The organism is Pseudoalteromonas sp. A22, assembly GCF_018141345.1.
Taxonomy (GTDB): domain Bacteria; phylum Pseudomonadota; class Gammaproteobacteria; order Enterobacterales; family Alteromonadaceae; genus Pseudoalteromonas; species Pseudoalteromonas maricaloris.
Window position 1 is genome coordinate 2,872,535 of record NZ_CP047238.1, and the last position, 23,567, is coordinate 2,896,101.

General features: G+C 42.1%; 21 protein-coding genes. 13 read left to right on the top strand and 8 right to left on the bottom strand.

The window, feature by feature from the left end; translation table 11 throughout:
* The first annotated feature begins 10 nt into the window (after window positions 1-10).
* A complete protein-coding gene (locus tag GSF04_RS17770) occupies window positions 11-1,087 on the top strand; it encodes an efflux RND transporter periplasmic adaptor subunit (protein WP_211858133.1) in 1,077 nt (358 codons plus the stop codon).
* 83 nt (window positions 1,088-1,170) lie between these two features.
* On the opposite strand, the gene GSF04_RS17775 is transcribed toward GSF04_RS17770, so the two are convergent.
* Window positions 1,171-3,204, bottom strand: coding sequence for a tetratricopeptide repeat protein (locus tag GSF04_RS17775; protein WP_211858135.1), 2,034 nt, complete (start codon window positions 3,202-3,204; stop codon window positions 1,171-1,173).
* A gap of 191 nt (window positions 3,205-3,395) precedes the next feature.
* On the opposite strand from GSF04_RS17775, the gene GSF04_RS17780 reads away from it, so the two are divergent.
* Both GSF04_RS17780 and GSF04_RS17785 read left to right on the top strand, forming a co-directional pair.
* Window positions 3,396-4,151 carry a Nif3-like dinuclear metal center hexameric protein gene (locus GSF04_RS17780; RefSeq protein ID WP_211858137.1) on the top strand — a complete coding sequence of 252 codons (756 nt, stop codon included), beginning with the start codon at window positions 3,396-3,398 and terminating at the stop codon, window positions 4,149-4,151.
* Window positions 4,152-4,182: 31 nt separating this feature from the next.
* Window positions 4,183-4,986 carry a methyltransferase domain-containing protein gene (locus tag GSF04_RS17785; RefSeq protein ID WP_211858142.1) on the top strand — a complete coding sequence of 268 codons (804 nt, stop codon included), beginning with the start codon at window positions 4,183-4,185 and terminating at the stop codon, window positions 4,984-4,986.
* 12 nt (window positions 4,987-4,998) lie between these two features.
* Here GSF04_RS17785 and map read toward each other — a convergent pair whose 3' ends face one another.
* The 5 genes from map to GSF04_RS17810 form a co-directional block, all read right to left on the bottom strand.
* Entirely contained in the window at window positions 4,999-5,769 is a 771-nt protein-coding gene (gene map, locus GSF04_RS17790; RefSeq protein ID WP_211858144.1) for a type I methionyl aminopeptidase, read from the bottom strand.
* A gap of 1 nt (window position 5,770) precedes the next feature.
* On the bottom strand, window positions 5,771-5,971 hold the full coding sequence (locus GSF04_RS17795; RefSeq protein ID WP_010606564.1) for a ParD-like family protein: 201 nt from the start codon (window positions 5,969-5,971) through the stop codon (window positions 5,771-5,773).
* Window positions 5,972-6,165: 194 nt separating this feature from the next.
* On the bottom strand, window positions 6,166-8,439 hold the full coding sequence (locus GSF04_RS17800) for a TonB-dependent siderophore receptor (RefSeq protein ID WP_211858145.1): 2,274 nt from the start codon (window positions 8,437-8,439) through the stop codon (window positions 6,166-6,168).
* Window positions 8,440-8,623: 184 nt separating this feature from the next.
* Entirely contained in the window at window positions 8,624-8,998 is a 375-nt protein-coding gene (locus GSF04_RS17805; protein WP_211858147.1) for a rhodanese-like domain-containing protein, read from the bottom strand.
* The gene (locus GSF04_RS17810; protein WP_211858149.1) at window positions 8,995-9,483 is read right to left on the bottom strand and encodes a hypothetical protein; all 489 of its coding nucleotides are present in this window, start codon (window positions 9,481-9,483) and stop codon (window positions 8,995-8,997) included. Before GSF04_RS17810 ends, GSF04_RS17805 begins: the two co-directional genes overlap by 4 nt.
* 113 nt (window positions 9,484-9,596) lie before the next feature.
* Here GSF04_RS17810 and GSF04_RS17815 point away from each other — a divergent pair, with 113 nt between their 5' ends.
* The gene (locus GSF04_RS17815) at window positions 9,597-10,121 is read left to right on the top strand and encodes a hypothetical protein (RefSeq protein WP_211858151.1); all 525 of its coding nucleotides are present in this window, start codon (window positions 9,597-9,599) and stop codon (window positions 10,119-10,121) included.
* 414 nt (window positions 10,122-10,535) lie between these two features.
* Window positions 10,536-12,164: a methyl-accepting chemotaxis protein gene (locus tag GSF04_RS17820; protein ID WP_211858153.1), complete on the top strand. Its 1,629-nt coding sequence runs from the start codon at window positions 10,536-10,538 to the stop codon at window positions 12,162-12,164.
* A gap of 123 nt (window positions 12,165-12,287) precedes the next feature.
* On the opposite strand, the gene GSF04_RS17825 is transcribed toward GSF04_RS17820, so the two are convergent.
* Window positions 12,288-13,715, bottom strand: coding sequence for a serine hydrolase (locus GSF04_RS17825; RefSeq protein ID WP_211858155.1), 1,428 nt, complete (start codon window positions 13,713-13,715; stop codon window positions 12,288-12,290).
* Window positions 13,716-13,853: 138 nt separating this feature from the next.
* On the opposite strand from GSF04_RS17825, the gene GSF04_RS17830 reads away from it, so the two are divergent.
* Complete coding sequence (locus tag GSF04_RS17830) at window positions 13,854-15,371, top strand: winged helix-turn-helix domain-containing protein (RefSeq protein WP_211858158.1); 1,518 nt, start codon at window positions 13,854-13,856, stop codon at window positions 15,369-15,371.
* Between the two features lie 25 nt (window positions 15,372-15,396).
* Here the strand turns inward: GSF04_RS17830 and GSF04_RS17835 are convergent, their stop codons facing one another.
* Window positions 15,397-16,269 carry a PD40 domain-containing protein gene (locus GSF04_RS17835; protein ID WP_211858160.1) on the bottom strand — a complete coding sequence of 291 codons (873 nt, stop codon included), beginning with the start codon at window positions 16,267-16,269 and terminating at the stop codon, window positions 15,397-15,399.
* Between the two features lie 351 nt (window positions 16,270-16,620).
* On the opposite strand from GSF04_RS17835, the gene GSF04_RS17840 reads away from it, so the two are divergent.
* From GSF04_RS17840 to GSF04_RS17870, 7 genes are read left to right on the top strand one after another with little or no spacing between them, the layout of a single operon-like run.
* On the top strand, window positions 16,621-18,033 hold the full coding sequence (locus GSF04_RS17840) for an AMP-binding protein (protein WP_211858162.1): 1,413 nt from the start codon (window positions 16,621-16,623) through the stop codon (window positions 18,031-18,033).
* Complete coding sequence (locus tag GSF04_RS17845) at window positions 18,018-19,103, top strand: acyl-protein synthetase (RefSeq protein ID WP_039496802.1); 1,086 nt, start codon at window positions 18,018-18,020, stop codon at window positions 19,101-19,103. Before GSF04_RS17840 ends, GSF04_RS17845 begins: the two co-directional genes overlap by 16 nt.
* Entirely contained in the window at window positions 19,084-20,298 is a 1,215-nt protein-coding gene (locus GSF04_RS17850) for an acyl-CoA reductase (RefSeq protein ID WP_211858165.1), read from the top strand. The genes GSF04_RS17845 and GSF04_RS17850 overlap by 20 nt, the downstream gene beginning before the upstream one ends.
* Before the next feature lie 26 nt (window positions 20,299-20,324).
* Entirely contained in the window at window positions 20,325-20,798 is a 474-nt protein-coding gene (fabZ, locus tag GSF04_RS17855; RefSeq protein WP_039496798.1) for a 3-hydroxyacyl-ACP dehydratase FabZ, read from the top strand.
* Window positions 20,795-22,399, top strand: coding sequence for a GMC family oxidoreductase (locus GSF04_RS17860; protein ID WP_130125948.1), 1,605 nt, complete (start codon window positions 20,795-20,797; stop codon window positions 22,397-22,399). The genes fabZ and GSF04_RS17860 overlap by 4 nt, the downstream gene beginning before the upstream one ends.
* Window positions 22,399-22,818, top strand: a complete 420-nt coding sequence (locus tag GSF04_RS17865; RefSeq protein WP_211858170.1) for a hypothetical protein — start codon at window positions 22,399-22,401, stop codon at window positions 22,816-22,818. Before GSF04_RS17860 ends, GSF04_RS17865 begins: the two co-directional genes overlap by 1 nt.
* Window positions 22,815-23,561, top strand: coding sequence for an SDR family oxidoreductase (locus GSF04_RS17870; protein WP_211858172.1), 747 nt, complete (start codon window positions 22,815-22,817; stop codon window positions 23,559-23,561). Before GSF04_RS17865 ends, GSF04_RS17870 begins: the two co-directional genes overlap by 4 nt.
* Window positions 23,562-23,567 lie beyond the last annotated feature (6 nt).

Below are 23,567 nucleotides of genomic sequence, written 5' to 3' on the forward strand. Positions count from 1 at the left end.
TGAGAACAGAATGAAAAACCCGATAAAACAGACACTTCAGGCCCTAGCACTTTGTGCTGGGATCGTTGCGCCACAAGCCTTCGCCGTCGTGCCAGTCACCGTCGCTGAAGTGACAAAAGCCCCTCTCACGAGCGAAATTGAAGTTAGTGGCACACTTTATGGGAAAGACGATGTGACGCTGACCGCTGGGGTTAGTGGCCGTTTGTTGTACGTAGCCGAACCCGGTACCAGCGTCGCAAAAGACGAAATCTTAGTACGTATGGATACACTCCCGCTGGAACTCGATAAGGCCCGCCAAGCCGAATTATTAAATCGAGCCAAGATCAATTTACGCTTATATCAACAAGAATTGACTCGATTAAAGAAGCTCGCAAAAACCAGTAGTGCGGCAGAGAGTCAAGTCGATGAAATGCAAAATAAACATGACCTAGCGCTGTCGGATATCGCCTTAGCGGAAGTCGAACTTAGGGTTATTGACGATAAGTTATCTCGCGCAACGGTCCGTGCACCATTTGATGGCGTTATCAGTGAACGTTTTAAGCGCGCGGGACGAGAAATAAACCGCGCCGATGAACTGCTTACTATATTAGATATCCATCATCTTGAGGTTCGCTTATATGTGCCCGTTAAATACTTAAAGTTTTTGCAAAAAGGCATAGCGCTGCCAATCCGTTCTGGTGACTTATCGCAGCCAGATAATACGTCAGCAAAAGTCACAGCGGTGATCCCCTCAACCGATCCGCGCTCACAAACCGTTGAAGTGCGTGCAACACTTGCAGCAGATCAAACCCATACGTGGGCAATTGGTCAATTAGTTGATGTGGCAGTGCCGCTCACCAGCAAACAAGCCGTATTGCTAGTTGACCGGGACTCCTTAATATTACGTAAGCAAGGCACCCATATCGTCAAAATAGATGAGCAAAATAAAGCCGAACAAATTCCTGTCACCGTCGGCAATGGCAAAGGCCAATGGGTTGAAATTACTCCCCGCACCAGCGATATCTTACATCCCGGTGATAAAGTCGCGGTTCGCGGCGCAGAGCGTCTACAAACAGGACAAGACGTCGAGGTGACAAACCCTGAATAACAAACCCGTTACTAGCCCAATGAGCTCACTCATGGACGAGCGGCTCATTTTTAAAAGCATCACAGCTTCCGAAAGTGGTTGAATTAATTTTTCACAGCTTTGCGCCTACCATTTTTTAGCTGCTTGGGTAAGGTCAACAAAAACTCCACCCCTTTATCATCTGAATATGCCTTAATACTGCCCTGAAGCACATGGCTCACACTGTTAAATACAATGGTTAAGCCAAGTCCTAATTGCGCCGCTAGATTTGTACTAAAAAAGGGATTAAACACTTGCTCTGTATTATGATCAGGCAGGCCTCGGCCATTATCTTTATAGCTTAGCTGCCATGCATCATCGTATTCATTCACACGGATGGTAATAAGAGGTTGGTCTTCTATATGATTGTCGATAAATCCGTGTTGCACTGAGTTGTGCATAAACTCCTTCAATACCTCAAGCAAGATATTGGGATAGGTTTGTACCTCAAGGCTATCATTATCCAACATTAACTTAGCGTTTGGCGCTGTGCGGATCAGCATCTCACGAATGTGTAAATTTAAAAAGTCTGATAATTCTATCGTTTTAAGTTCTGCACTACCAATTGAGGTATTAATTGCTTTAAATCGCTCGACTGTGGCATTGAGGCGATTGGCACTACGGTCAACAATATCTGATGCCACTAAAGCATCTCCTATAAAGTGGTTAAGTTGACTAGGCGACAGGGTTTTTTGTTCAAATTTATCTTGAACGTCGCGTAGCGAGCCATTAAGGGAAGAGTTTGCGGTGATCACTAAGCCTATAGGTGTATTGAGATGATGCGCCATCCCTGAAACCAATCCAGCTAGTGACGACATTTTCTCCGCTTCAACGAGCATTTCTTGCGTATTGGTTAACTCTTTTAGTGTGGTCCGTAGCTTGCCATTTCGACGTCGAATTATTTGGATCACTACGATAGTTGATATGGCATAAATCAACATGAAGATGATAATACTCAACAGCCACTTTTGTTGTGCGCTTGCCTCTGCTGCATGAACCGCATGCACTCGTTTAAGCGACTCAATCTCTAATTCTTTCTCAACCATCTCAAGTTCGTAAGAAGCACGAGATAAGGTAATATTGCGCTGCTGAGCATAGATATCTCTTTCCACTCGGCTTAATTCCTGCGTTAAAGCCAATGCATATTTACTGTCCCCTTGTAACTCGGCTATTTTCGCTAGCACCGACAAAGCGCTTGCCTGTTTATTTTTACTGTTTGTTTGCACTGTCGAATCCAAGACTTCTTCTGCCAACTTTTTAGCTTCCGAGATATCTCCTTGTTTGATATCCAAGGTAATTAAATCGAGCTTAACATCATTGACTTCGCGAATATTCCCTAGCCGTTGAAAAGTCATGATAGCTTTCCTGAAATAGGCCGATGCAGCACCTAGTTGCCCTCTAGCAAGCGCGACTTTTCCTCGGAACTGTGACGAATACGCTAGATGGTAGTCAGACTTACTACTCTTTTGAATTTGCTGTGCTTTATCAATAAATTTTGTAGCATTATCATATTCACTTTTAGCTATGTAGACTTTAGCAATATTGTTGTAAAGCAATGATAATGACAGCTCATCTTTGTTTGAATTCAGAAAGTGCAAATACTCATTATAATAATCTAACGCGACATCATATTGGCCGAGCAAAAAATAAACGTCAGCAATATTACTTTTTGTTTGGTATACCATGTCGTCGCCTCGTTGCTCCGCAACAATCAATGCATCCTTGTACTGCACCAAAGCAAGCTCATACAGTCCTAGTTTAGAATAAACTCCCCCCGACAAATTATAGTAAGCATAAATCAGTGATTTATCTTGAGCGCCACTTATCAGTCGTTTGATTTCATTTGTCGTGCGCATAGCAGCCGAAAATTGATTCAGCTCCATTTGAAACCAAGCTTTGTAATTCAGGATTTTGATTTTTTGGTCTGCACTCAAACGGCTAGTATTTAAGGCTTGCTCAGTGAGCTGAAGCGCAACTTTAGGGTCAACGGTATATTGTTCTCTAATTTGCAGCCGAAGAGACTCAAAACCCTCTTCATTCAGTTCTGCTTGAACGTAAAACGTACACAAAAGCAGCAGAAACACTGCATACTTAAACATATATTTACCTTTACTAATAATAAAGAACTAAAGATATACAGTAATTTATTTTTATTTCGAATAAAAGAACAATCAGATCCGAGCTGTTTGCCTTTATTCCTTCATATTGCACGCATCTATCGGTGTAATCTCCCTTTTTGATCTATCGTAAAACCAGTTAAACTAGCGCTATCTGAGAGTTAGGGGGTGTTATGAAACGAACCAAATTAGTGAATCAATTAACGGAATTACTGAAGCCATTTCAAATTAACGATTACTGTCCAAATGGTCTGCAAGTAGAAGGAAAAGACGAAATCCAAAAAATCGTCACGGGTGTTACCGCAAGCCAAGCTTTAATTGATGCCGCTATTGAACGCGGTGCAGATGCCATTTTGGTTCACCACGGCTATTTTTGGAAAGGGGAAGATCAGTGTGTCACTGGCATGAAAAAGCGCCGACTACAAGCCCTGCTTGCCAATGACATCAACTTAATCTCATACCACCTCCCACTGGATGTTCACCCTGAACTCGGGAATAACGCACAGCTCGGTAAGCTACTTGGGCTTGAATATGAAAGACCGCTTGAACCTTGGAATAAAAATAGCGTAGCGGTAAAAGGTAAATTAACGACGCCAATGACTGCTGTTGATTTTGCCGCTTTAGTTGCAGAGAAACTCGGTAGAAAGCCGCTCTTAAATGTTGCAGGCGATCACCCGATCAGCACCATCGCTTGGTGTACAGGTGGTGGGCAAAGCTTTATCGATCTCGCGGCAAGCCAAGGCATTGATGCCTACTTAACGGGTGAAGCATCAGAGCAAACCATTCATTCATCTAACGAGCAACAGATCCACTTTATCGCAGCGGGACATCATGCCACAGAGCGTTACGGCGCGAAGGCACTTGGTGAATATTTGGCTGCGCAATATGGTTTGGATGTTGAATTTATTGATATCGACAACCCGGTTTAATAGCACTTTGCTTAATTAAGTGATCTTGCATATGGCTAGAAAAAAGCAGCAACAAAAACCGGCACCGACAGATAGAAACTTTGCTGAACTAACTCACAAGTTTAAAAACAATATCTATGGCACCAATAAAGGTAAAATCAGAGAAGCGGTGCTCAAGCGCGACTTAAGCGCACAAGTTGACTGGTTAACGCAATCACGTGGCAAACGCATATTAGATGTTGGCGGCGGACAAGGGCAATTGGCGCTCTTTCTAGCATCGCTTGGCCACCATGTCACTGTGATTGATATTTCAGAAGAGATGCTTGAACTTGCCAAAACGCGCGCGCATGAAGCCGGACTGAGTGACCAGCTTCATTTTATCCACGCGCCCCTGCAAGCGCTCGATACGCTGAACTTGGGACAATTCGACTTAGTATTGTGCCATGCGGTGCTTGAATGGCTGGTTGAGCAACAAAGTGCGCTTATGCTGCTAAAGTCGCAACTAAGCGAAACTGGCTTGCTTTCGCTAATGTATTTCAACCATGAGGCGCATCTGATGGCCAATATGGTGTACGGTAACTTCGACTATGTGCAAAAAGGCCTTAAGGTAAAGCAAAAAGTAGGTCTCAGTCCCAATAAACCAATTAGCCAAACTGATATGGCAACTTGGCTTGATGAGGCAAAACTCAGCGTTATGCAAAAAACCGGTGTTCGCTGTTTTCATGACTATTTGAGGGAGTTGAGTAAGGCGGATGAAGATTTTGATGCTTTGCTCGCCTTAGAGCTTAAATACAATCGCCAAGAGCCCTATGCGTCTCTAGGTCGTTATACCCACTTGATGTTAAAAAAAGCGTAAGTACAGCACTGCTTACGCTTCTTCCGCTCTTAGGGTTAACACCTCAACACCGTCATCTGTTACCAGCACCGTATGCTCCCACTGCGCAGATAGCTTTTTATCTCGGGTTACCACAGTCCAGCCATCTTTTTTGGTTTTAATTTTTGCGCTTCCCTGATTGATCATCGGCTCAATGGTAAAGGTCATCCCAGGTTTTAGCGTCATCCCGGTATTTGCATTGCCATAGTGCAATACATTTGGCGCTTCATGCATTTCTCTACCTATCCCATGACCACAATACTCACGTACCACAGTGTAACCGGCTTTTTCCGCCACTTGTTGTACAGCCGCACCGATATCCCCAAGCTTTGCTCCAGGTTTAACTATTTTTATTCCAGCCCACATCGCTTGATAAGTCGTTGCCACTAACTTTTTGGCTGGGAGTAATGCGTCAGGCATCACGTACATTTTGCTGGAGTCGCTGATAAAGCCATTTTTCTCAAGCGTAATATCGATGTTTACAATATCTGAAGACTTTAAGATTTGTGATTTACTCGGCACACCATGGCACACAACCTCGTTTACAGAGCTATTGAGGACGAACTGATAACCATATTGACCAAGGCTGGCAGGACGCGCTTTAAGCTCATCAACAATAAAGTTGTGCACTTTATCATTAATCTCTAGCGTAGAAATTCCGGGTTCAATCCAACTATCAATGTAGTCAAACACCTGCGTAAGCAATCGCCCACTTTCGCGCATCAATTGGATCTCATCAGCGGTTTTGAAGGTAACCTCTTGCATCTCAATTTCCTTTTGGCTGTTGTGACTTCACTCGCGTCATCTCTGCCGTAATGATCTCTGTAAACGTAAGCGTTGGATTGCGCTCGGCAAGTCGCCCAATTTTAATCCAGAACTCAGCCTGTGAATTGATTGAGCGCGACATCACAGTGCTTGCTTCACGGATCTCATCGTGTAGTTCATCTGAAATTTTTACGATACCCATTTATATAAACCATATACATATCATATATGCTTTATATAATAACGAAGTTGCGGAACAATGCAAAATCTAATGCCAATTTGCTTATTATTTTGAGGCAAAAGATTTGAAGCAAAGAATTTGAGGCAAAAAAATGCACCGCTTCGGCGGTGCATTCCGTATTTCAAGCTTACGTCACCCAAGCTTAGGTTGACTCACTAAAAGCTATAGCGCATCCCTAATTGCCAATTGAACGGTTCGCCGTGCATTACGTAGCCGTCCCAAGATGAAATACTGTTGTAGTAACTTTCATCCAGTAGATTGTTGAAGTTAAGCGACACACTAAGTTGTTCACTCACTTCATATCTTGCCATTAAATTAAGTAACGCACCGGAAGATTGTGTGATCTTATACGCCTCGCTACCGCCGCCCGGCAATGGCTTTTGTGGTATTGCATAAAAGCTACCTTGCCAATTAATTCCAAGCCCCGCAGTAAAGCCGTCAACAAACTCGCTAAAGTCATAGGTGGTATACAGGTTGATCAGCTCTTTGGGCTGATCCGTTAACAGCTCTTTGCCATCTTTTGATTCAGTTTTGTGTTTTGACAGCCCTAAGCTGATATTCCACTGCTCATTGATAGAGCCCGTAAATTCAACTTCAAAGCCTTCTGTCGTATCGCCTTCACCGCGCTGAATATATGGCCTATTGCCCTGCGGAGTTAGATAGCTGTCTGGGTAATTTGGATCGGCAATCGCAAGTCCATTTTCAACATTGCGATACACCGCCGCCGTAAAGTTCAAGGTGTCATCAAGTAACTCACCTTTTACCCCTAGCTCATAGCTTTCGCCTGTGCTTGGGTCGAGCATTTTATCATTGATATCAAAATAGGCTTGCGGCTGAAATGCTTCTGTGTAGCTTGCATAAACACTATATTGTTCATTAATATCAACCACGACTCCGGCATAAGGCGTAACTTCTGTATCCACCTTTTCATGATAGCGGTTACGAAGAAACTTACCGTTGTTAGGATCATAAAGGTCAATATCGTACTCCCAATTGGTGATCCTAGCACCAACAATAAGTTTAACATCATCATGCGGGTTAACACGCACGGCCACAAATCCACCATTAGAGTCTGTTACCGTCAAACTATCACGACCTAAATCTTTAAACGGATAGCGCGGCACGTCACCAGTCCAATCGTGAAAATTTAATCCTCCTAATGAAATCGTGGTTTGGTCTGCTTCATTACCAAATGACGTACGCTCTCGCTTGAATTGGTTGTAGCTGAAAATAACATCGTGCGTACGACCAAATAGCTCTACTGGGCCTTGGAGTGACAAGTCTATTGTCTTTTGTTCATCTTCGGAGCTACTTATTACAGCACTGTAACCGAATCCATTATCGCTGCTACCATCTGGGTTGATAGGCCCATCAGGATAGACGAAAAACAGCTGCCCACCTTGCATCTCAATGGTATTGTAAGTCGCGATGGCATGAAGTTGCCAATCGTTTTCAAACGCGTGATCAAGCCCAACAAAATAGGTGTATTCTTCAATTGGCCAGCTACTCCATTTTGCCGTCATCCCGGTGTCACCACGGCGTCCCTGATAGCGACTGCCATCAGCGTAAAAGTAAGGCTGAGAGTGGCTATTTATCGCCCCTTTTGAAGCGGTATCAGCATATTCCACACCGAGTCGTAATAAGGTGTAGTCGGTCAGATCTGCCTCAATAGTAGAGTAGATTGACGTCTTCTCTTGGCTATAACGCTCAATATAAGAATCTCTTTCATAATGTGCAGCAACAAAGCGGCCGCGAATACTGCCTTCTTGGTTTAACCCGCTCGCCACATCCACCTCTGCGCGGTAATTATCCCAACTACCGGCCGAAACCGCCACACTGCCCTTAAATTCATCGCTTGTTGCACGTTTTCTTACTAAGTTTACGGTCGCAGTTGGGTCACCAACGCCAGTTAATAAACCATTTGCACCACGTACAATCTCCACGCGCTCGTAAGCAACCGCATCCCCATTTACATTTGGTCTTCGGCCACCAGGAAACTGTTGCACACCGTCTATTTGGATTAAATTGACATCACCGCCACGTACAGAAAAACGTGTCCTATCGAGACTGGCTCCACGCTTTGCATAAAAGCCCGTTGCATGTTCCAAGATCTCATCAATGTTAACCGTTTGCCAATCTTGCATCATTTGATTTGTGATAACGGTTACCGCTTGAGGCGTTTCACGCTGTGATAAAATCATTTTTAATGCTGCTTTGTTCGCAGACTCTGTGTAATTTTTTACACTCGTGCCAGTCACATAAATATGCTCTAGTTCTTGAGCCCTGCCGTCACCCGCAGCATCGGCTGCTAGCGTATCATCGGCAACTTCAGCGGCATGTGCATTGCCGTGTACTGAGAGCAGCACAAAAGTGGCGCAAAGAGAGAGTTTTAAATAATGGTGTAGTGTACGTGGAGATGAAGAGCGCATCGTTTTTCCCTAAATTAACTTCATTTTGAAAACGATAGTGATTATCATTTATATTAACACTTCTTTCAAGTCCCTTTTTTAGTTATATGAAGATATTTTAAGTGCTATTCAAACGTGCCAGCGACCAGACCCTATTGAGTTTTGCCTTTTACCCTCTGCTATTTACTCAAAAAGTAGGGAGCCCCTACTTTTTCACCACAGGTAAAGACTCTGCAAGCCACTTATTCATATCACCTTCTAGGTGTTTTAAGGTGTAGCCTTTTGGCGCCAGTGCCTCAATAAATATGCCTGCCCTACGCCCTGAGCGGCAGTACACAACGAGTGGTGTATCAGTCAATCTAGTCAGTTCTTCCTGATGCGTCTCAATCTCGTTAAAGGGAATGTTTATTGCCCCTTTGATATGTCCTGCGGCAAACTCTTCAGGGCTTCGTACGTCCACTATAGTGTAAGCATCTGCAGACATCTGATTTACCATCAGCGCTTGCTGTGTGATCGTTTCCGACTGTGCGTAGCAAATACTGCTAACAAACCACATAAAGCTAATAATCAGTTTTCTCATTTTTCAGTCTCCTTTTTGTACAATCCATCAAATACTATTTGCCACTTTTCGGCCCCTTGCTTACTCTGCCAAACTTGACGTACCGTACCATCTGGATTCGCAGTCCATGTTATCTTATCCGTCACCTTAATACCTGCTGCATTTATCCTATCTCCTTGTAATACCATTTTCCCTTCATGAAACTCACCATCCAACTGTAACAACAGCCCACTATTATCCACCCAAGTTTGATGCCAACGATGAGTGGATGCATCATAAATATTTATACTCTCACCACGATACCCAAGTTCCGTGGTATAACTTTCTTTAATGACACAGCCATCATACTCGCGGGTAATGCGATTATGTCCAGACTCAAGGCCTCCTACGCTAGTTACCGACCAATCTCCAAGCCAAAAATCAAACTGTCTAAATACTTGCTCTTCACATTTAGCTAAGCTGTTGCTGCTAAAAAACAAAATACTAATAACCAACCATACCTTCATTTCACTGGCTCCTTATATCCAACCTTGTTAGCTTAGCGGGGATTAACCAAACAGCTAAAGAAATCAGAAAATACTCCGATACAGTTAGAAATAGAGATAACAAGGATAACGTTATGGAAATTCAAATGAAGCCACATCACTTTGCCGACGCACTAAACGCAAACAACGAAACATCCACTGCCACAAGTAACTCCACAGAGAAAACGGAAGCAAAACCTGAACCTGAACCTGAAACCATACTGACTGAGTTTATGGATAAAAAGGCAAAGAAATACAAAGGTAACAACCCTAATTTTAAGCAACAATATGAAATGTTAGAACAGTCAGAAGCCCTAATGAAAGAGCAAATCCAACATTTACAACAGCTTATTAGCGAGTTAAAAAAAACACCTCTACAACGGGCCATAAAAGTATCCACGGTAAGTGATGCTGATATCCCAACAACACAAGAAGATATCCTGAGATATGAGCATACCGGCGCAAAACAGTATCGCGATAATGAAACAGAAAAAGAAATTGAGATTTTAACCCAACAACTTGACGAACTTAAATCACAGCATGCTGATATAAAACAACAGATGATCCAAATGGTACTTGATGAAATGACTAGGCAACGAGATAAAAGGTATGAAGTCTAAATAGTCCTAGCGCTTCTATTACTTCATAACACCTGAACTAAATCAATATTATGCAAATTTCTACAACTAAAATTTTGGTGAATTTTAATTCACCTAGCCTACACACCCCAATCTCATCGTTCAACGCCATCTATAAAGCCACATAAAACAAAGATTTTAAACAAAAAAGTAAGTGATGTGGCAAAGTTAAAAACCGGACATTTTTTAGAAAATAAAACCACATAAAAAGGATAAAAAACCACACTTACTTTCAGCTAAAAAATCACAAATCTAAAACACAAAATATAATCAACAAATAATACAAACTGCAAACATTAGCAAAAAACATTTAATTATTAATATCACCTGTTTTTCAAATACAATACCGCCCCTTTAAATATCAATCATCATCCATGGATTCATTGAGCTTCAATAATGCAGTTAAAAAAACTATCTATTTCTAACCAAATAACGTTAAGTTTCACCTTACTTTTTGTCATTTTCATTGGAGTTGGCTTGATGAGCTACCAAGGAATGAAAGAAGTGAACGCCAATCTGAACGACATCGTCAGAACCAGCATTCCATCGATGGAAACCATCAAAGACATTAAAATTGACTTAGCAACGATACGTAAAGATGAGTTTAGTACTGCGTTAAACCCTGAAGACTCAGAGGTACGAAACTGGCTCGCTATATTAAGAGATCTGAAGAAGTCATTGAATGACAAGATAGCATTTTATCAATCATTACCGGTCAGCAAAGAAGAAAAGGCACTGTTCAATGCGTTTATTACCGCTTGGCAGCGATACGTCAATGCCACGTACCGTTATGAGAGCCTCATCATCAATGGTGATGCCAAAGAAGCGAATCGAATCATTTTAGATAGCTATCCTCTGTTTGCCAACGCCATGTCTGAGCTTAGTGAACTGGAAGCACTAAATGATAGCAGTGTTGAAAATTCTGAGCGCTCGGCTATATCAGCAGTTAATAGCACCTTATTTACTTTAGCGATTTCTGGATTACTCGTTGCAATAACCATAGTCATTATCTGTATGCTGTTGAGTAAAGCGATTAAGACACCGCTTGCTTTATCCGTGGTTCTTGCGAGTAAAATCTCCCGTGGTGAGCTAAATCATGCGATTACACTTGAAGATACAGGCAAGAACGAGCTAGGTTTATTGACCCAATCTTTAGAAAAAATGCGTTCACAGTTACACGCCTTAATCACCATGATCAATGACTCTGCCATTCAATTAACTGCAGCAGTAGAAGAAGTAAATGCCATTTCTTACCAAAATGCCCAAGGTATGAATGTACAACAAAATGAGCTGCAATCCGTCGCATCCGCGATGACACAAATGCAAGCAGCGATTAGTGAAGTAGCAAAAAGTACAGAAATGGGCGCTGAGTCAGCAAATCAGGCAAGTGAAAAAGCCAGAGAAGGCAGCGACGCACTTAAATCAAATATTAATCATATTTCAGACGTAGCACAAACAGTCACCGCTGCAGGCGAGCTTGCTAATAATCTCGAGAAAAACTCACACAACATTAATGTCGTTGTTGACGTAATTAGAGAAATCGCGGAGCAAACGAATCTATTGGCATTAAATGCCGCCATTGAAGCCGCTCGTGCAGGCGCGCAAGGTCGTGGTTTTGCCGTTGTTGCAGATGAAGTTCGCTCACTGGCCCAACGCACCCAAGATTCAACCACGCAAATTGTCGAAATCGTCAACGATCTACAAACCAAGTCGAAGGAAACTGGCGTGGCAACCAAGAGCTGTGAACAAGGTATTGCACTTTGTGTTGAGCAATCGGAAGTTGCTGGCAATATGATCCATCAAATTGAATCTCAAATTGATAGTATCGCAGCGATGAGTACGCAGATCGCGTCAGCTTGTCATCAGCAATCAGTGGTTTCAGAGGAGCTGAACAAGAATATCGAGACTATCAATTATTCGGCCGTTGAAATGACCGAAGGTGCCAACCAAACCGCGACGGCGTGTAATGAAATGAGTAAACTTGCCCACGACTTAAAGTCACAAGTCGACAAGTTTACGCTCTAAAATACCGCCATAATGGATAAATAGCGCCTAAGCCTACGTACGGCTAGGCGCTATATAATTGAGGCACTCTATCATCAGAAAACTATGCTCGGTAACAGACATAGCAAAAGTTGATTGCAGCGCTCACTTCAAGGTTGACTCTACAAACCTCTTAGCCGCTTCATGGTTACTATCTAATTGCAATAACTGCCGATAAGTAACACGTGCGTTGGTTTTATCCCCTTTAATAAGATAGGCCTCGGCAAGACTGTCATAGGTATTCACGCTTTTTGGGTGTGCCGCAACATTCAATTTGAAAAATTCAATTGCTGCGTCGTAATAACCGACTTCCAATAATTGATACCCAAAGCGATTTAGTTGGCGCTCACTCAGTCCCTTCCCTTTGCGAACCTGTTGTTGATAGTTTTTAATCGCAACTTCAACGCCGTCAGATAAAATCGTTGCAACAAGCAGCCGATATGGACTTAACTTAGGCGCTGCTACAGCCCTACCAGCAAGGATTTCAAGTATGCCATCAACCATCTGTGTCAATGGCGCGCCACCTGTATTATCCAGCAAAATAATAACCGTTTTGTCCTCCAATACTCTTGCTATCTTAGCCCCAAACCCTGGGATGCCACCACCATGGTGAACCAGCGTTTTAATTTGGCTGGTATCTTCTTTGTCGGTGACTTCCCACCCAAACCCGTAATTTCTATGTTTAGAGGGGGTAAATAACAATGTCTTGGTCTCAGGCGTTAATAGCTTATCTGTGTATAATGCCCGGTCCCACTTATACATATCTTGCACCGTTGAATACATTGCGCCTGCGGAAAAAGGCACTGTCATGTCAATAAAATCAGCATGTTTGAACCCCTTCAACGTGGTGTCGTAACCATTCGCTAGGCCTTTGATTACCTGCTTATGATCGGCAAATCCAGTTTCTTTCATATCTAACGGTACTAATATTTGCTTTTCAAGTAGTTGCCAGTAACTTTTTCCGCTCACAAGCTCAAGGATACGCCCAAGTATCGTGTAGCCGGCATTGCTGTAACGAAACGCAGAGCCCGGCTCAAACAACAAGTCTCCTGAGCAGAAATGGTCGATAAACTCATCGCGGTTATAAGGGTTGTGGCTTTGCACTTGGCGAAATTCAGGGTGTTTAAACACATCAGGTAGGCCTGACGTGTGATTAAGTAATTGCCTTATGGTAATTTGGTTTCCCGTATCCTTTCGGTATTTAGGTAAATAACTGGAAATATTAGCATCAAGTTCAATCTTTCCTTTCTCAACCTGTTGTAATACCAAAAGCGCGGTAAACTGTTTGGTCACTGATGCTAGCTTAAATTTAGTATTGGGCTGATTTGCTATTTGCCACTCTACGTTGGCAAACCCATAACCTTGTTGAAGTAACACCTCAGATCCTCGAGCAACCAAAGCGGCACCATCAAACTCTTTAATTTGGTGATACTGCGCGATATAGTCATCTAGTTGCTTTTGCAGTTGAGTCGTCGCCTGAGCAGGCATAGAAAACAAGCATAAAAATAACAGTAAATGGGGTAATGCTTTCATGTAAATCCTTGTTTATTGTTATGACGAGTCTTACTCTACGTATTTAATGTTGGCTTGCCAGTGTGCTTTGGTGACATTGCGTGACAGAACAATTAAAAGCATTTAAATCAATAAAATAAAAAATACAGGATTTATAACTTGCAGTATCAGTTGAATCAAAAATGGGATTTTGATGTATCTTCTCGCACCATCAGTCATCGCGATGTATCTCATGTACTGACACCGCTCGCGCATAGATTGTTGCTGAACCTGATTGAGCATGCACCTCACCTTGTGAGCCACCAGCAATTAGAACAACAAGTTTGGCTTGGTCGAGTCGTGACTCATGATGCGATTAAAAAACAAATAGCAAGGCTACGAAAGCTCCTTGAAGATGATGCCAATAAACCAGAATATATCGTGTCTGAACGCAGCGTCGGATACCGCTTTAGCGCAACCGTTAATAAGATAAATCATAAACCGCAAGCGCCAGCAGTAAAGCGATTTACTACTCTAGCCGGCGGAAGTATCGGCCTAGCTCTGGCGTGTATTATTGGTATATATCACTCCCCTTTTACCTCACCATTTTCTTCAACAAGCTCTGACGCAACACTGAGCATCGCCCAGCAACACTTTACCCAACAAACTTTAGAAGATAATTTACGGGCGATAGCGCTGTATCAGCAAAGCATCACAACATCACAAGACGTAGATGAGAGTTATAAGGGCTTGAGTCGAGCTTTATTGAGCGACTATAACTTATATAATCAGGTTGCAGACGCGCTGACGAAAAGCCGGATCAATACAGAAAAAGCGCTGGATTTAACACCCGATAGTCCATCAGTAAAACTGCTTTTGGCTCAAGTCCATACTCTTCAAGGGCATTACCATCAAGCACAACAACTTCTAAATGACACCATAGCAAATACGCCGAATTGGCCTCTGTTAAAGTCACACCTAGCCGAGACCTATCTCTTGCAAGGCAACACCATTGATGCATACCCACTAGCACGCCAAGCTTATGAGGCTTCTCCCAGCGAGCCTAAGGTAGTTGCTAGCTACCTCCACTGCCTGCGCAAAATGTATATGGCCAACTGGTTTAACAAGGTACTTATCAACGCCAGCCCTGAAGTAAAAGGATCTCCTTGGATACAACTAGAACACGTCCAGTTTTTACAGCAACAAATGCAGCATAAAAAAGCCATCCAACACCTTAACTTATTAGCCAAAGCCGCGCCAAATGCCCAGACATTAAACTGGTTCACAGCCCTTTCTTATCTAAGTAACAATCATCATGATAAAGCGACCAATGTTTTAGCGCTGACTGTTGAAAAGCACGGTAGATATGCATTATTCAGTCAATTATACTTGTCATTTCTCACTGCTAAGCATCAATCAATAAGTAGATATACCGATGATATTGCCAACCAGATAAAGGCCGGCAACCAAGATCCTGAATTGGTCTTTAGCCTCGGCCTCATCAGCCTTTACCATCAGCAAAATGACAAGGCTCAGGACTATTTCAAACAGGCTATTCAACAGGGATTTAGTGACGAGTTTAGGTTTAAAGCATTACCCTTCAACATCACGGCAGATCAAGCTCACTTTTTAGATAACATTGTTGAGCAGCTTACTCTGACTAACTTAAAGAAAAGAATAAAGCGCACACCGAAGTAATCACTGTGCGCTGTATGCCAATAAGTTAATTGGCAGGTCTTAGCGTTTCGATGACCTGAGCATCAACCCAAAAAATATCAGCATCTCTTGAAGGTGTGGTACGGTTAAAAAACAGATATTTACCATCGGGCGTTACACTCGCTGACGCCTCCCGCGCACTCGTGTTTACTTTGTCTCCCAAATTAATCGCTTCGCCCCAACTACCGTCTTTCAAACGAAAACTGATATAAAGATCTGAGTTACCAAACCCTGAATCTCGAACCCCGTCCCAAATAATGTAAGAATCATCGGGCGCGATAAATGGATGCGCATTATATAGACCAGTGTTAATTTCAGGACCTAATTTAACCGGTCTTTGGCGTTGACCGTTTTTCACCTCAGAGATCCTAATAACATCGCCACTTTTATAATCGTCAAACACATACGTACCACTCGCAGATGCACTTAACCGCATGATCCCCCAACTTTCTTTATCAAACATAGGGCCTAGACTTTTGGCTTCAGACCAGCTCCCCTCTCGACGCGTCATAACATATTTCCCCATATGCATGGTCACACCATCTGGTGCTAGTAATGGCCTTCCAACTCTTGGACCAACAGTCGTTTCATGCCACTGTTCACCTCGCTGCTCGTATGCAATTAAACTCCAACGGTTCACGTTCAGATCCTTTCTCGTAAAATAAAAAGTTTTCATATCGGGAGAGAAAAACGCATTGTGATCCCTGTGCGCTGTTGACACCGTGCCAAGCGCAAATACTTGAGGTGTGCCCCCAGGAGGTGTTTGGCCAAGATAAGGACCTATTAAAGATACTTCTGCGTCTTGAGCAAGGCTTTTGCTGACCAGTACTAAAGTTACGAACAGTATCAACCATTCAGACGTCAATAATTTGTTATCCATTTTTAGCTCCCTATTACTAATTAAACTTTTGAAATCAATTACAAAGGGTGTTCAAGCTAGCAAGTAGTGAGAGTGATGCCATGAAATTTGGATGAATTTTCGCTGATTTTAACGTTATGCTTTTCTATCTTCTTCTTATAAGTTAATGTTTTTATTTGTTTAAGCTAACATTACAGGTGCTGTAAGCGCTATTCATTGAGTTCATATCAGTTTTAAACGTACCGCTATATTTTATTTATATGTTCACGTTGAGCATGTGATACTCATCTGATATCGGCGCGATTTTTGCAGGATTTTTATTGTAGAATAAGCGTAATGCCATTAGCAGTTTTAACGTCAAAAGTTTAGCCCATGACCAAGATTCAAAGTGTAATCAACAAGCAGTATCCAGAACACATTGCCGTGATCACTGAAAACGGCGAATTCTATACTTATCGAGCGCTGCTTGATGATGTTGCAAATGCAGCAAAACCCTTACAGCAAAAGGCATTACTTTTTATCATCGGAAATAATGATTACCCATGCCTTGTTCATTACCTAGCAGCAATTGAGGCTGAAGTCGTAGTACTGTTTTTAAGTGCAAATATGGCAACTGAGCAGCTCGAAACGCTAGTGTGCACATACCGACCTGACTATGTTTTAACCAAAGCAGAGAAAGCAAGTATTTTCTCTAAGTACACAGTTTTAAGCTCACAGGATCAATATCAATTACTATGTGACCCCTTAAATAAACCTCACGCTTTACACCCCCAATTGGCATTTTTGGCTTCAACCTCGGGATCAACCGGCTCACCAAAACTCGTTAGATTTTCTAGACAAAACCTATTGAGTAACGCGCAAGCTATCAAAGAATATTTATCTATCACCCCATTAGAGCGCGCTATTGTACATTTGCCTATTAGCTATTCTTATGGATTATCTATTGTAAACAGCCATTTACTTGCGGGTGCCTCAATTTATCTGACAAATGAAACGATAATGGACAAGTCATTTTGGGAAAATATGACGGCTCACGAAATTACCAGTTTCTCAGGAGTACCATTTCATTATGAATCACTACTGAGAATGAAGCTTGATACCATGAAATTGCCCCATCTTAGAACGATGACACAAGCAGGTGGTAAATTAGCAGAGCGATATTTGTCAAAGATACAAACATTGACGAACAAAATGGGTATTAATTTTTGGGTGATGTACGGTCAAACGGAGGCTTCACCGAGGATATCTTATATGCAGCCTAGTGATTTGAATACGCACCTTGGCAGTATCGGTAAGGCAATTCCGAGAGGAAAACTATGGCTCCAAGATGAACAAGGTAACGACATCACAGAGTCAGGCGACATAGGCGAGCTAGTCTATGAGGGAGATAATGTATGCTTAGGTTACGCTGAAACTATTTTCGACTTATCTAAAGGTGATGAAAACCAAGGCATTTTGAAAACAGGCGATTTAGCAAGCTGCAAACAGGGCTATTTCTACATAGAGGGCCGTTTAAAGCGCTTTATCAAAGTGTTTGGAAATCGTATATCTCTGAGTCATGTTGAAGCAACGTTGCAAGAATTAGGGTATGAAAGTGTCGCTTTTGGCACTGATGATAAGCTAAATATTGCCATTGTAAATGGCGAAGAAATTGATCTACGAACACTTAAAAAAACGTTCGCAGAACTATTTTCCATTAATTATACAGCCATCAAAATTCAAACTGTTTCACACATTCCTCGATTAGAAAGTGGCAAGGTAGATTATCAATGTCTTATGAAGTAGATGAAGTAATATTATCTGATTGGCCACCATACGCATGGCCTAAGCAGCAAAAGCAATCGGTATTAATATCAAAGTTGGCTGAACTAGATCAACTTCATTTATCTCAATGTCCGCCATTTGCAAAGCTTAAGCAGTCTATGCCTAATATTGACTTAAATAGCCACCCATTTAGTCCGTTTTTTCCTCTGCCAGTCAGACTATTTAAATCTCAAGAATTAAAAAGTGTACCACAAGAAAGTGTTATTAAGACGATGATGTCTTCGGGAACCTCTGGACAATCCGTTTCCAAAATTTATCTCGATAAAAGAACATCAGCGCTGCAAGTAAAAATACTCTCTAAACTAGTTACTCACTTAATTGGTAAACAGCGCCTTCCAATGCTAGTTATCGACTGTCCGTCTACCGTCAAAAATAGAACAAAGTTTTCGGCTCGTACTGCGGGTATCTTAGGGTTTTCAATGTATGGGCGAGACATCACTTACGCATTGAATGATGATATGACAATAAACTTTGATGCTCTCAACGCATTCATAGACAAATATCAAGGACAGAAAAAGTTTATCTTTGGCTTTACTTATATAGTTTGGCTTCATTTTGTTGAAGCCTTAGAGCAATTGAGCAAAAAAATTGATTTATCCGAAAGCATTTTGCTTCATGGTGGTGGCTGGAAGAAAATAGAAGCAAATAAGGTAACCAAGTCACATTTTAAGTCTAGATTAGCTAACGTTACTGCAATCCAGAGTGTACACAATTACTACGGTATGATTGAGCAAACAGGGTCTATCTTTATGGAGTGTAAACAGGGCCACTTCCACTGCTCATCATGGTCTGAAGTAATAATTAGAGATTTTAAAACATTACAACCAGTTAAAGATGGTAATTTGGGGCTTATTCAATTAATTTCTGCACTCCCTCATAGCTACCCTGGACATAGTATCTTAAGTGAAGATATCGGTGTAAAGCTTGGAGAAGATGACTGCCAGTGCGGCTGGAAAGGTACCTATTTTGATGTACTGGGTAGAGTAAAACAAGCGGAAGTGAGAGGGTGCAGTGATACTTATTCCAAATAACATTCAAGCTCACTTTACAACCTTAGTTGGCTCAGCATCCGATTTTCATATTCAGCCAACAAGGGTTTGGGAAGAGCAGACCATATCGTTTTTAAATACACTTTCAGCAAGGCTACGACGACATCCAGAGGCAAATACGCTTCCAGATCTAATGGCGCTCGCGTTTTGGCTAAGAAAAGCCAACCTTTTATCAATGAAAACAAGCCCCTACTCAAACAGGCTATCTGTAGGGCTGGGTTTAACCTTTCATATTTGCCCAGCAAACGTACCGATAAACTTTGCTTATTCACTCGCATTTGCGCTACTTGCAGGTAATAGCTGTGTTTTGCGCTTGTCATCTAAATCAAACCGCAGCACAGATATTGCGTTACAAACTCTCTCGAAATTATTATTAGAGTCTGAGTACCAACCAATCGCCCAACGAGTTTTTCTTATTCGCTATGCTCATAATGATGATGTCACTGCATTTTGGCTCAGCCAAGCAGCAGGAAGAGTGATTTGGGGCGGTGATCATACCATTAATAAAATGCGCCAATTTGCCACGCCTCCTCGCTCTAGAGAAATAGCGTTTGCAGATCGCTACTCTCTATGTTTGCTTGATGCTACCTACATTAGCTGTTGTTCTGACGACCTTATCAATACCCACTGCCACCATTTTTATAATGATATATATCAGCTAGATCAAGCGGGCTGCTCGTCACCTCAGTTGTGTGTCTGGCTTGGTGATGACTCTTCGGTTATAGAAGCAAAAAGTCGACTTTGGCAATGCTTAGCTGACATTGCGGCAGATAAATACGCGATTGAAGACATTCAGGTACTAAATAAGTTTGTGGATACTTGTAATGCAGCTATTGACCATGAGGATATCGCCAATATTGAAATTGCTTCACCTGAACTTACTAGGATTGAAGTAAAATCCATCAATATTTCTCAACAAAGCTTCCGTGGTACGAGTGGATTAATCTACGAAACCAGAATTAAATCGATAGCGCAGCTTGCCCCGCTAATCAACGAGAAAGTGCAAACTTTGAGCTATTTAGGCGTTGAGAAAAGTACTATTGCTGAGTTTATCTATAGCAATGGCTGTAGTGGAATTGATCGTATAGTCCCCATAGGTAACGCACTGAATATGCACAATTTATGGGATGGATACGATATAATAACGACATTATCCCGAATCGTAACTATCGACTAAGATATTTAAACAAGGCTTTGTAAAAAATGGAAAAATTCAGTTTAAACTGTGTTGAACTACAAGAATATCAACCTAACCGCTACCCTTTTCTCATGATTGACCATGTTGAGGAAGTTATTCCCGGGAAATATGCCAAAGGCTATAAAAATCTAACCATGAATGAGTGGTACTTCCCTGTACACTTTCCTGATGGTCCAAATATGCCTGGCGCCCTGCAACTCGAAGCGTTAGCGCAAATGCTAACGGTCGCGATTACTACTCTTCCCGGCTTAAAGGGTAAAGTAACACATGCCTTGCAACACACCGTGCGCTATAAAAGAGAAGTAAAACCAGGTGAAAAGTTTGAAATTGAAACCGAAGTACTGTCTTGGAAAAGAGGTATTTGTAAAGGCAGGGGCGTGGCAAAGGTTAATGGCGAAATAGCCTGTGAGGCCGATATGATGATTACCATTCCGGAAATCCTCGAGCAATATCTGCCAAAAAAGAAAACTGAGTTATGACCGCTAAAGTAGATATTATTATTGTTGGCTCTGGTGCAAGTGGAGCAGCCGCTGCTTGGCGTCTCAGCCAGGATAGCAACCTATCTATAGTTTGTATTGAGCAAGGTCGCGAATCTAACCCAGCCCAATACCCTACGACCAAAGCGGATTGGGAGCGAGATAAGCAACGGTCAGCGAGTTTTGACCCGAATGTTAGAGCCAACAAGGCTGATTACCCAATTGATAACAGTAATTCCGCTATATCTCTTGCCAATTTTAATGGCTTTGGTGGTAGTACCATCTTATATTCAGGGCACTTTCCGCGCTTTCACCCTTCTGACTTTGCCACATATAAGCTTGATAAGGTTGCAGAGGATTGGCCATTTGACTACCAGACGCTCACTCCTTACTTTAATCAAAATGAAGAGATGATGGGCGTTGCAGGGTTAGTTGGAGATACTGCATACCCTGAATATGAAAACTTATTGCCGCCAGTAGCGATGGGGCGAGGTGCGAAAAAATTGGCTCAAGCTTTTAATCGGCTTGGCTGGCATTGGTGGCCGTCATACAGTGCTATCAATACTAAAAACCACCAAAACCGACCTCCTTGCATAAATTTGGGCCCGTGTAATACCGGGTGTAGTCAAGGTGCCAAAGGCAGCGTTGATATTACTTACTGGCCGCAAGCAAAGTTACAAGGCGTTCAAGTAATGACTGAATGCCGTGTTTTTGATATTCCAGTTGATAAAGAACAAAAAGCAACAGGAGTAAAATATTATGACAAACATGGAGATGAGCAATTTTTAGCCGCATCCCTTGTCATTCTCGCTTGTAGCGGGATAGGTACACCTAGATTACTACTAAATAGTAAATCCGAACTTTTCCCTAATGGGCTATTAAACAACTATGACCTTGTTGGTCGCAATTTGATGCTACATCCACTCGCATATGTCGAAGGTGTATTTGATGAACCACTAGATACAAGCATCGGTCCACAGGGCTGTAGTATTTATTCTCAACAATTTTATGAAACGCAAGAAGATAGAGGCTTTAAACGCGGCTACACATTGCACGTATTAAGGGGCTCTTCAGCAGTAGATAGCGCGTGCTCCGGATACATAACGAGAAGAATACCTCTTGGAAAAAACCATCATCAGGCCTTTTCGCAATATTTTAACCATAATATGGGCATTGCCGTCATTTCTGAGGATTTACCAGATCCTGAAAACCGTATAGAGCTTGATTATTCGAAAACGGATAGTTTTGGTATGCCCGGTATCAAAGTGCACTATTCTCTACATGAAAATACAAAAAAAATGCTCGAGCATGGTATCGAACAAACTAAAAAGTTATTCGCCGAAGCCGGAGCGAAAATATCAGCAGCTCATTATCCTGTGAAACATGCGGGTTGGCACCTAATGGGAACAACCAAAATGGGAGCAGATAAAACAAATTCAGTGGTCAATGAGCATGGGCAAGCACATGAAGTAAGCAACCTTTTCATCGTCGACAGCAGCGTTTTTATCACATCAGGAGCTGTCAACCCAGTCGCTACCGCCCAAGCTTTAACTCTAAAATTTTGTGACCACATCAGTAAAAATATAAAGAGTTGGGTAGTATAATGAGTTTATCGCAGTTTCTAGATGTTATTTTACCCTCAGATACAAGCCTTAATATGCCCTCTGCGACGGATCTGCATATAGATAAGGCTGTAGCAAACCTTTTAGAACCACAGCAAATTGAAGAGTTTTTATTCATTTTAAATAATGTTGCGCAAGAAAAGTTTTCGAACTCATTGTCCTCCCTTGATGAAAAAAGCTACTTACTTTGCATTGAAAAAGCTAAGCGAGTGGATGTTTATTTAGTCAATTATATCGTCCAACAATGTCTTACTGCCTACTACACTCACCCTAGCGTGTTAACCAAAATTGGTTCCGGCGCAGTGCCTCCTTTTCCTGACGGGAACTCTTTGGAAAGTGATGACTGGCTGCTGCTTGAGGATGTGTACGAACGTGGGCCTATTTACAGGAAAGTCATATGATACCTTACATTGCAGGGCAACTTGCTAAAAATAAAGTGGCCGTTGTAACTGGCGCAAACAGGGGGATCGGCAAAGCGATTAGCGAGACCTTGTTGGCACATGGTTGCACGGTAATCGCTGCTGTCAGAGACATTGAAACCGCAAAGGCAAGTTTGACACATCAAGATAATCTGCACTTTGTGAAATTAGATCTAAACCATGAAGATAGTGTCAAATCCTCGATAAAAGATATTAGAGCAATTTCTAAAACGGTCGATATATTGATAAATAATGCTGGAGTTGCAATGGGTGGATTGTTTCAAATGACTTCAATGCATGATGTTAAACAGCTATTTGAAGTGAATTTGTTCAATCAGTTATTGCTAACTCAGCAGATTTCAAGACTAATGCAGCGACAAAAACAAGGGTGTGTAATCAATATTCTTTCAAGTGCAACGCATCAAATTGATCGCGGTACACTAGCGTACGGAAGTGTCAAATCTGCGTTTGGGCGCGCGAGTCTAAGTATGGCAGTAGAACTTGCAGATAGCGGTATTAGGGTGAATGCTATTGCGCCAGGTGTCACTAACACCGATATGGCTGAAGAGATGGATGAACAAGCAAGAATAGACTTAGTCGCTAAAAGTTTACTGAAAAAGGCTGCGATACCTCAAGACATTGCAAATACAGCTTTGTTCTTATGTAGTGATTTAGCGACGCACATCACAGGCCAAGTGCTCAACGTTGATGGCGGTTTAATTTAAAGAGGA

Excerpts from the sequence above, each read along its gene's own strand:
- GSF04_RS17775 (WP_211858135.1), bottom strand. The coding sequence starts at position 3,204 with ATGTTTAAGTATGCAGTGTTTCTGCTGCTTTTGTGTACGTTTTACGTT.
- GSF04_RS17825 (WP_211858155.1), bottom strand. The coding sequence starts at position 13,715 with ATGAAAGCATTACCCCATTTACTGTTATTTTTATGCTTGTTTTCTATG.
- GSF04_RS17865 (WP_211858170.1), top strand. The coding sequence starts at position 22,399 with ATGAGTTTATCGCAGTTTCTAGATGTTATTTTACCCTCAGATACAAGC.
- GSF04_RS17870 (WP_211858172.1), top strand. The coding sequence starts at position 22,815 with ATGATACCTTACATTGCAGGGCAACTTGCTAAAAATAAAGTGGCCGTT.
- GSF04_RS17785 (WP_211858142.1), top strand. The coding sequence starts at position 4,183 with ATGGCTAGAAAAAAGCAGCAACAAAAACCGGCACCGACAGATAGAAAC.
- GSF04_RS17810 (WP_211858149.1), bottom strand. The coding sequence starts at position 9,483 with ATGAAGGTATGGTTGGTTATTAGTATTTTGTTTTTTAGCAGCAACAGC.
- map (WP_211858144.1), bottom strand. The coding sequence starts at position 5,769 with ATGCAAGAGGTTACCTTCAAAACCGCTGATGAGATCCAATTGATGCGC.
- fabZ (WP_039496798.1), top strand. The coding sequence starts at position 20,325 with ATGGAAAAATTCAGTTTAAACTGTGTTGAACTACAAGAATATCAACCT.
- GSF04_RS17840 (WP_211858162.1), top strand. The coding sequence starts at position 16,621 with ATGACCAAGATTCAAAGTGTAATCAACAAGCAGTATCCAGAACACATT.
- GSF04_RS17805 (WP_211858147.1), bottom strand. The coding sequence starts at position 8,998 with ATGAGAAAACTGATTATTAGCTTTATGTGGTTTGTTAGCAGTATTTGC.
- GSF04_RS17770 (WP_211858133.1), top strand. The coding sequence starts at position 11 with ATGAAAAACCCGATAAAACAGACACTTCAGGCCCTAGCACTTTGTGCT.
- GSF04_RS17780 (WP_211858137.1), top strand. The coding sequence starts at position 3,396 with ATGAAACGAACCAAATTAGTGAATCAATTAACGGAATTACTGAAGCCA.
- GSF04_RS17860 (WP_130125948.1), top strand. The coding sequence starts at position 20,795 with ATGACCGCTAAAGTAGATATTATTATTGTTGGCTCTGGTGCAAGTGGA.
- GSF04_RS17795 (WP_010606564.1), bottom strand. The coding sequence starts at position 5,971 with ATGGGTATCGTAAAAATTTCAGATGAACTACACGATGAGATCCGTGAA.
- GSF04_RS17815 (WP_211858151.1), top strand. The coding sequence starts at position 9,597 with ATGGAAATTCAAATGAAGCCACATCACTTTGCCGACGCACTAAACGCA.
- GSF04_RS17845 (WP_039496802.1), top strand. The coding sequence starts at position 18,018 with ATGTCTTATGAAGTAGATGAAGTAATATTATCTGATTGGCCACCATAC.
- GSF04_RS17800 (WP_211858145.1), bottom strand. The coding sequence starts at position 8,439 with ATGCGCTCTTCATCTCCACGTACACTACACCATTATTTAAAACTCTCT.
- GSF04_RS17835 (WP_211858160.1), bottom strand. The coding sequence starts at position 16,269 with ATGGATAACAAATTATTGACGTCTGAATGGTTGATACTGTTCGTAACT.
- GSF04_RS17820 (WP_211858153.1), top strand. The coding sequence starts at position 10,536 with ATGCAGTTAAAAAAACTATCTATTTCTAACCAAATAACGTTAAGTTTC.